Below are 7,916 nucleotides of genomic sequence, written 5' to 3' on the forward strand. Positions count from 1 at the left end.
ATCATAATACGCCCCATTTTTTGTTCCTTCATATAGGGAAGAGTCTCTATTATAGCTCCTAAAACATTAAATCCATAAATATTATTCCATATTTCCCAAGTAGTATTTTTTACATTAATTTCTATATTGGCAAATAGATAATCAATTTTTTCTATATTTGTAATTTTTTTAATGTAGCTTTTAAAAGGTATATTTACTTCTTAAAAATGTATATTATTTTCACATTGAGATAAAAAAGATTGAATATTTTATAATTTCTATTTGAAAATTACCTTTTAATTCTATTATTACATATATTTTATTTTTTAAAATTAAACTCATTAAAATAACTCCTTTTATTATTAATTCTTGTTAATAAGTTTAGACATTTCTTCAATAGCTTTTTCTAATTGAGTATCTTCGCCTGAAAGTAAATCATTGATTTTGTTATTATCTCTTAAATCTGTTTCATTAATATTTGTTATAATATTATCTGAGAAGGCTTTTTTATTTTCAATAAATATATCAGGATCAATACCTTTTTCGTGAATAGAGATTCCCTTTGGGGTATAATATTTAGCAATTGTTAATTTTATTCCATCTTCATGAGGTAATGGAATAAGTGTTTGAACACTTCCTTTCCCAAAAGGTTTTTCACCAAGGAGGATACCTCTTTTATAGTCTTTTATAGCTCCAGAGACAATTTCTGAAGCGGAAGCACTTCTTTGATTAATTAAAAAGTGGAAAGTCTCCAAAATATTTTCCTTCACGAAAGACAAATTCCTCTTCACCACCGTTTCCTTTTGTACTAACAATTTTTCCATTAGATATAAACATTGATGAAACTCTTACAGCCTCTTTTAATGATCCTCCGAGATTGTTTCTTAAATCAAAAATGATTCCTTTAGCTCTGTACTTAAATCTTCATATATATTTTCTCCAAACTGAGTCAATCTTAAATATCCAATAGAATCTTTGAGAAGTTTACTTTTGACATATTTTAGTTGAATAAGAGTACGTTTTAAATCGATTTTTTTACTTTTATTTGTATTTTCATCATAAACAACAAGTTTAACCAAACTTCCATTTTTTCCATTTAATCTCTCCACACATTCCTTAAATGTTAAATTTAAAGTACTTTCTCCGTCAATAGAAAGAATTCTATCTTTAGCCTTTATTCCTGCCAAAAATGCAGGAGTATCATATATTGAGGAAACAACTAATAAATATTCATTACTATTTTTCTGAATAACAGCTCCTATTCCAACATATTTACCTTCCAGATCTTCTTTAAAGCTATCCATTTCTTCTTTGGAAAAATAGTTTGAGTAAGGATCATCTAATGAATTTATCATTCCTTTTAATGCACCTTGAACTAGAGATATGTTAGTTATATTTATATTTTCATCTTTTTTTTCTCCTACATAATTTGATTTTATTATATTTTCACCATCCTAAATATAAATATACATACAAATTATTTTAATAAAAATTTAAAAAATTATAACCATCACATTTTCATCTGGTTTTTGCTCATTCGATTTTCCGTTAACTTTCCCATTAGTGATCCAATCAAAAAGAAATTTTATATGAGCTTCAGTGTTTCTAATGCACTTTCTAGTTCCTTCAACAGTTCCTAAAGTACTATCTTTTTCTTGAAGAAAAAAATCTCTATTAATCTCTTCTTCAAAATTAATAGGAGTTCCATGAATATATCCTCCACCAGAAAATCTAATTGCATATTTTGCTATTCCTCCAGAAGTGTTGAAGTCATCTCTAAATCCCATTTCATATTTAACTAGAGGAACTATAAAATATCCTTTAGGAGTCTCGAAGCCAAGAGTACTTTCTAATCCTGTTTTATTAAGTGTATAAGAAATAAGTTCCCAGGTGTTATCGAAAGTCTTTTCAAATATTCCTTGATTTTCATTATTTAGATCAATTACAATAACTTTTTTAAAATCAGGATTAATAAAAGGGTATCTACTTATAAGATTTTTATTAATTTTTAAAGGTCTTTCTGGAATATTGGGAGCATTAACATATAAGTAATTATCTTTTTCAAATTCTATTGATAATAGAGTTCTATCAGGAATGTAGATAATCTCATCTTTATATAAAGCTTTAGCATTTTGATCTGCTGATGTTCCATATTTATCTTTAGTTCTATTCATATTTTTATTATTAGGATTAGGTTTATATGTGTTTATAGAAACCAATTTTTTATTATTTTCATATTCTGATTTTAAAAAACTTGATAAACTTTTAATTCGATTATCCATTTCCTCAAATCTAAAAGTTCTAAATGTAACAAGTAAGGATGAGATATATCCAAATCTTTTAATTCCGTCAGTGTTTATTAATTCTACTTTATACCATTCGTTTCCATTCGCTTTTACTTTTTCAAGTACTTTTAGCTTTGTATTGAATGGAAATTTTATAATTTCTTTTGCATTTATAGACGCATCTTCTCGAATAGATGCATTTATCGTTTTTATGAAGACATAATTAAAATATGCAGGTTGTGCTTCATTATTTTTTATATTAACATTTATGCTCATAGGAATCTTATCACTATACTTTTGTACTAAGGTTTTATTTATATTTGAAAATGCTGGATGTGATAAAAATATAAATTTTATCAATAAGCTTCCAAATTTAAGATATGTATATTTTTTGATTTTATTTCCTCCATTCATTTTAAACTAAAGTACTAGTGCTTTTATATTCAGAATTATCATCATACGCAAATACAACTGATTCAGATTTTATTAAACTAATAGTTTGTTTATAGATATCTTTAGGAAGAGCTGGGCATCCAAGTCTTCTTCCCAACCGACCTTGTTTTTATAAATTTATTTTAATTTTAAATTAACTATTTTTTTTGAGAAGTGTATACTTTCTATTTTGAAAAATAATTTGAAAATTTTGTTCAAGTATGTCATTTAAATATTTATTCCTTACCAAAATTAAAGTGTTTTTATTGATATTAATAGCTTCATCTGATGAAATACCTTCAATAGATTTTTTATTTATTTCAAAAGAAATATTTTTAGCATCTAAAAAACGATAGCTATATACGTTATTGTTATTTTTTAAAATATTTATTACTGGTTTTAAAGTATAATTTTTAGTATAAAAAGGAAGAGAAAAGCTACAAATTAAAAAAATAAATATATTAATAAATAAGATTATATTATATATTTTATATTTAGAATATATAAATTTATTTTCAATAAACCTTAGTGAGATAATAATCATTGCATAATAGAGCGGTAATAAATATATCTCTAATTTTCCGCTTAGAAGACTAAAAAATATAAAATTTGGAAAGAAAATACTAAAGCTAATTTTATCTATTTTTTTCCATTTATCCAATTTAAAAATATTATTTAAATTGGATAGAACTCCTAAACTAAAAAATGGAGTAAGTGTTAATAGTGTAAAAGGTAGTTGTTTTAAATAAAAATAAAATGGTTTTATATGAGCTTTAGATTTTATCATTCTTCCGATTGTTTCTTGTCCTAATATAAGTTTTATATACTGAATTCCATTGATATCAGTTAATATTAAAGAAAACCAAGTTATTAAAATTAACAGTATTATTAAAATACCGATTATTGGCCTTATTTTTTTTAGATACTTTATGTCTTTATTTAAATACAAATAGAATATTATGGTAAATAAAGGGATAGTGAATGCAGCTCCTCCTTTAACTAATATACCAAATCCTATGAAACAATAAATAAAAAAAATATTTATACTAGATATATCTTTAGGATATGATTTAAAAAAAGTATATAAAACTAACATTATAAACATAATCATTAGATAGTCCATTCTAAGAACTAAAGATATTCCAAAAATATAAGGTAAAGTTATAAAAATGGCAGTTGAAATATAAGCCATCCATTCATTCCAATAAAGTTTTGAAAGTTTAAATCCTAAATAAGCGGTTATACTGGCTGGTAAAATACTTGTAAAAATTAATCCTAAAGGATAAAACATATCTTTTGAAAATTTTCTCAATGAAAGTAGTATCCAAAAATAAAGCGGTGGTTTATCTGGATAAAGTTCGTTAAAGTATTTTAGTATAATATAATTTTTATTCTCTATCAATTGATCGATAATTACAAAATATTTTAATTCATTCTTTACATCTGGAAATCTAAAAAATGAAGCTATTGATATTAGTATAAAATAAATTATAAAAAATAACTTGTATTTATACTTAGTTGTGTCAGTCAAAATATTCATATCTGCTCCCATAAATCATATTATTTAATTCCTAAAAAAATATAAACCTCTCCATTTGGATAATATTTTTCATAATCAAAAATATAACTTCTTTTTATTATTTTCTAATTGTTGAATTTTTTCCCAACTTTTAGAAATATTCTTCGTATTAGACACGAAAATTTGATATGTTAATCGTGGTATTGTTAGAAATATTTCTTTTGAATTTAGTATTTCTATTCCAAAAATAATGTCAAAAATTTCATTTGAATTTTTTAAATAATTACAATAAACTTTATAAATAATTGAAGAGTTATTGTTTTTTAAATTATTCCAAAATTCTTTATTTTCTGGTAATTGAATTTTATTATTTGTAGTTTGTTTAAGTAGAAGGATTTTTTCCATATAATTCATCTACACAAATAAAGAGTCAGTATAAATAGAATTATAGAGACTAATATTTTTTAAAGTATATATATATGCAGGAGGAGCATTTAATAATACATATTTTCTATTGATTAATCTATATTTAAGTCTAAGTTCGGATTCTAATAATTTTGTATATTGAAATAATATTAGTTCTTTTTCTAAAAAAATTGAAATAGATTGAAATATTTTATTTCGGTTTGTTTTAGGTATATTTAAAAAAGGAAGTCCTGATATGACATAATCTATTTTTTGTAATCCTAAATTTAACATAACTTTATCTAAATTTTCAGCTTTTTCTTTAAAAATATAAACATTATTTAAGTGGGAATATTTTTTTTTCAACAATTTATAAAATTTAGAATTTATTTCAAATATTATAAATTTTGTATCAGAAGACTTTCTTTTTAAAATTTCTTTTGTAAAGACTCCATTTCCTGCACCTAATTCAACTAATACATCTATATTTGTGTAATCAATTTGAGAAACCATTGCTTTTGCTAAAAAAATTGAACTTGGAAAAATAGCTCCAATTTGTTTAGTATTCTTAAAAAATTCTTTTATAAACATAGCATTAACTCCTTTAAATAATTTTAGTATTATATTTGAAAATCAAATATACCCCATATGCCTATATATATACAGTATTTTAAATGTATTGTCAATAATAAATTGTGAAGTGTTTATTTTGAATTGATAAAAAATCTTTATAAAATAAAGGTTGACTTGATAATTTGAGTGTGATATATATACATATAGGGCCTATATATAAATTAAAAAAAGGAGGAAGAAAATGTTTAAAAAATATTATATAAAAAATTTACATTGTGGTGGTTGTGCTTCAAAAATCCAATATGAATTTGAAAAAATTTCATTTATCTCAGATGTTAACCTAAACTTTTATACAAAAACTTTTTCGTTTACTCTATTAGAGAAAGAAAAAGAAAAAAATCTATTGAATTATTTTAATAATTTGGTTAATTCCATAGAAGAAGGTGTTTTGTTTGAAGAAAAAATAGATGAAAGTGAAGAAAAAGAGAATTTAACTTCTTTAAAAAACAGTTTATTAGTTTTTGGAATGTTATTCTTTTTAGTTGGTTTTTTTATAAAAGATCCTATTTATAAAAATACTGTATTTTTTATAGCATATGTATTGTCAGGCTATGATATTCTTATTAAAGCGATTAAAAATATTTTCAAAGGAAAATTTTTAGATGAAAATTTTCTTATGTCAACAGCTACTGTAGGAGCTATTTTTTTAAGAGATTTTAGCGAAGCTGCTGGAGTGATGATTTTCTTTAAAGTTGGTGATTTTTTTCAAGAATTAGCTATTAATAATTCAAAAAAATCAATTAAAGCTTTGATGAAGATAAAACCAGAGTTTGCAAATTTAAAAAAAGATGGAATAATAAAAAAAGTTTCTCCAGAAGATGTCGAGATTGATGATATTATAATTATTAAACCTGGCGAAAGAATTCCATTGGACGGAGTAATAATAAAAGGCAGTTCAACCATTGATAATTCAGCATTAACTGGAGAATCACTGCCAATTTTAACAGATATAGGATTTCAAGTTTCAAGCGGTGGAATAAATATAAATGGTGTTATTGAAATGAAAGTTGAAAAAATTTACTCTCAATCTACAGTAAATAAAATATTGGAGATGGTTGAACAAGCGAGTAATAAAAAATCTGTTACTGAAAAATATATAACTAAATTTGCGAGATATTATACTCCTTTAGTAGTGATATTATCTCTTATAATTGCATTTATTTTTCCACTGTTTTTAACTGGAGGTTATACTCTTTGGATAAAAAGAGCACTTATATTTTTAGTAATTTCATGTCCATGTGCTTTAGTTCTTTCAGTTCCATTAACATTTTTTAGTTCTATAGGAAAAGCTTCAAAAGAGGGAATTTTAATAAAAGGAAGTAATTATTTAGATGGATTAAAAAATATAGGGACTGTAGTTTTTGATAAGACAGGAACACTAACTAAAGGAAAATTCAAAGTTACAGAGATTAAAACTTTCAATAGTTTTACAGAAGAGCAAGTTTTAAATCTTGCACAAGTAGCAGAATATCATTCTAATCATCCAATAGCAAAAGCTATTATGGAAGCTAAAAAAAATGAAATTATAGAAGAAGAAATACTGGAGTATATGGAAAATCCAGGATATGGAATAAGTGTATTATATAGAAATATGTCTATATTAGTAGGAAATAAAAAATATATGAACATTAATAAGATAAATATTCCTTTTCAAGAAGAAAGTGAGACAACTATATATGTGGCAAACGATCTCGAATTAGCTGGTTATATAACTGTAAGTGATGAAGTAAAAAAAGATGCTTTACAAACAATTAAAGAACTTGATGAAAAAGGAATAGAAAGTTATATGTTAACAGGAGATAATAAAATAATAGGAAGTAAAATAGGAAAATCTCTTGGATTAAAAGAACATCATATTTTTACACAACTTTTACCGAAGGACAAGGTAGATATATTTAAAAAAATAAAACAAATGAATAAAAAAGGTGTAATTTTTGTCGGAGATGGAATAAATGATGCTCCTGTATTAGCACTTTCTGATATTGGAATTTCTATGGGTAAACTTGGTAGTGATATAGCAATTGAAAGTTCTGATATTGTTCTTATGAATGATAATCCTTATCAAATAGTAAAAGCACTTGATTTAAGTCAATTTACTAATAAAATAGTTATTCAAAATGTAACACTAGCTTTGAGTATAAAGGGAATTGTAATGATATTAGGAATTTTTGGGATAGTTAATTTATGGTTAGCTATATTTGCTGATGTTGGAGTTTCAGTAATTGCAATTTTAAATGCTTCAAGAATCTTAACAAGTAAAATTTAGATAATAGGAGGATAAAATGGGATGTCATAAAAAAGGAACAAATTTTGGATTCCTTTCAATTATAATGGGAATTTTAGCATTTATTTTTTTTAAAAATAAACAAAAATAAAAGTTGAGCTATTGTATTTGCTTTCTACAAATAATAATAGAAATGGGATGGTAATTTATGAATTTAGAATTTAATATAAAAAATATAAAAAAAGCAGTAGCAGTTGCTATGAGTGGTGGAGTAGATTCCTCAACAACAGCATATATTTAAAAAAAACAAGGATATAATGTTTTTGGTGTAACTATGAAAACATATGGTAAAGAAGATAAAGATGCAAAAAAATATGTGAAGACTTAGAAATAGAACATTATATTTTGGATGTAACTAGAGAGTTTGAAGAAGAAGTTA

The 7,916-nt window shown here is 24.0% G+C and carries 9 protein-coding genes and 1 pseudogene; 2 read left to right on the top strand and 8 right to left on the bottom strand.

Annotated elements, in window-relative coordinates:
• Positions 1 to 341 precede the first annotated feature (341 nt).
• The 8 genes from ACRC8M_RS04750 to ACRC8M_RS04785 all read right to left on the bottom strand — a co-directional run bounded on the left by ACRC8M_RS04750 (position 342) and on the right by ACRC8M_RS04785 (position 5,211).
• Positions 342 to 734, bottom strand: a complete 393-nt coding sequence (locus ACRC8M_RS04750; RefSeq protein WP_438528097.1) for a S41 family peptidase — start codon at positions 732 to 734, stop codon at positions 342 to 344.
• On the bottom strand, positions 709 to 879 hold the full coding sequence (locus tag ACRC8M_RS04755; protein WP_438528101.1) for a S41 family peptidase: 171 nt from the start codon (positions 877 to 879) through the stop codon (positions 709 to 711). The genes ACRC8M_RS04750 and ACRC8M_RS04755 overlap by 26 nt, the downstream gene beginning before the upstream one ends.
• Positions 864 to 1,421, bottom strand: coding sequence for a S41 family peptidase (locus ACRC8M_RS04760; protein ID WP_438528102.1), 558 nt, complete (start codon positions 1,419 to 1,421; stop codon positions 864 to 866). The genes ACRC8M_RS04755 and ACRC8M_RS04760 overlap by 16 nt, the downstream gene beginning before the upstream one ends.
• A 51-nt stretch (positions 1,422 to 1,472) precedes the next feature.
• Positions 1,473 to 2,624: a L,D-transpeptidase family protein gene (locus ACRC8M_RS04765; protein ID WP_291945269.1), complete on the bottom strand. Its 1,152-nt coding sequence runs from the start codon at positions 2,622 to 2,624 to the stop codon at positions 1,473 to 1,475.
• A gap of 55 nt (positions 2,625 to 2,679) precedes the next feature.
• Positions 2,680 to 2,814 carry a murein L,D-transpeptidase catalytic domain-containing protein gene (locus ACRC8M_RS04770; protein WP_291945267.1) on the bottom strand — a complete coding sequence of 45 codons (135 nt, stop codon included), beginning with the start codon at positions 2,812 to 2,814 and terminating at the stop codon, positions 2,680 to 2,682.
• Positions 2,815 to 2,850: 36 nt separating this feature from the next.
• Positions 2,851 to 4,236 carry an ArnT family glycosyltransferase gene (locus ACRC8M_RS04775; protein ID WP_291945265.1) on the bottom strand — a complete coding sequence of 462 codons (1,386 nt, stop codon included), beginning with the start codon at positions 4,234 to 4,236 and terminating at the stop codon, positions 2,851 to 2,853.
• 75 nt (positions 4,237 to 4,311) lie between these two features.
• Positions 4,312 to 4,620: a hypothetical protein gene (locus ACRC8M_RS04780; RefSeq protein ID WP_438528098.1), complete on the bottom strand. Its 309-nt coding sequence runs from the start codon at positions 4,618 to 4,620 to the stop codon at positions 4,312 to 4,314.
• A gap of 9 nt (positions 4,621 to 4,629) precedes the next feature.
• Positions 4,630 to 5,211 carry a class I SAM-dependent methyltransferase gene (locus tag ACRC8M_RS04785; RefSeq protein ID WP_438528099.1) on the bottom strand — a complete coding sequence of 194 codons (582 nt, stop codon included), beginning with the start codon at positions 5,209 to 5,211 and terminating at the stop codon, positions 4,630 to 4,632.
• Positions 5,212 to 5,434: 223 nt separating this feature from the next.
• Here ACRC8M_RS04785 and ACRC8M_RS04790 point away from each other — a divergent pair, with 223 nt between their 5' ends.
• Positions 5,435 to 7,519: a heavy metal translocating P-type ATPase gene (locus ACRC8M_RS04790; RefSeq protein ID WP_438528100.1), complete on the top strand. Its 2,085-nt coding sequence runs from the start codon at positions 5,435 to 5,437 to the stop codon at positions 7,517 to 7,519.
• Between the two features lie 166 nt (positions 7,520 to 7,685).
• Positions 7,686 to 7,916: pseudogene (locus tag ACRC8M_RS04795) on the top strand (7-cyano-7-deazaguanine synthase); the annotation flags it as partial.

This window comes from Cetobacterium sp., assembly GCF_051653945.1.
In the GTDB taxonomy this organism is placed as follows: Bacteria; Fusobacteriota; Fusobacteriia; order Fusobacteriales; family Fusobacteriaceae; genus Cetobacterium_A.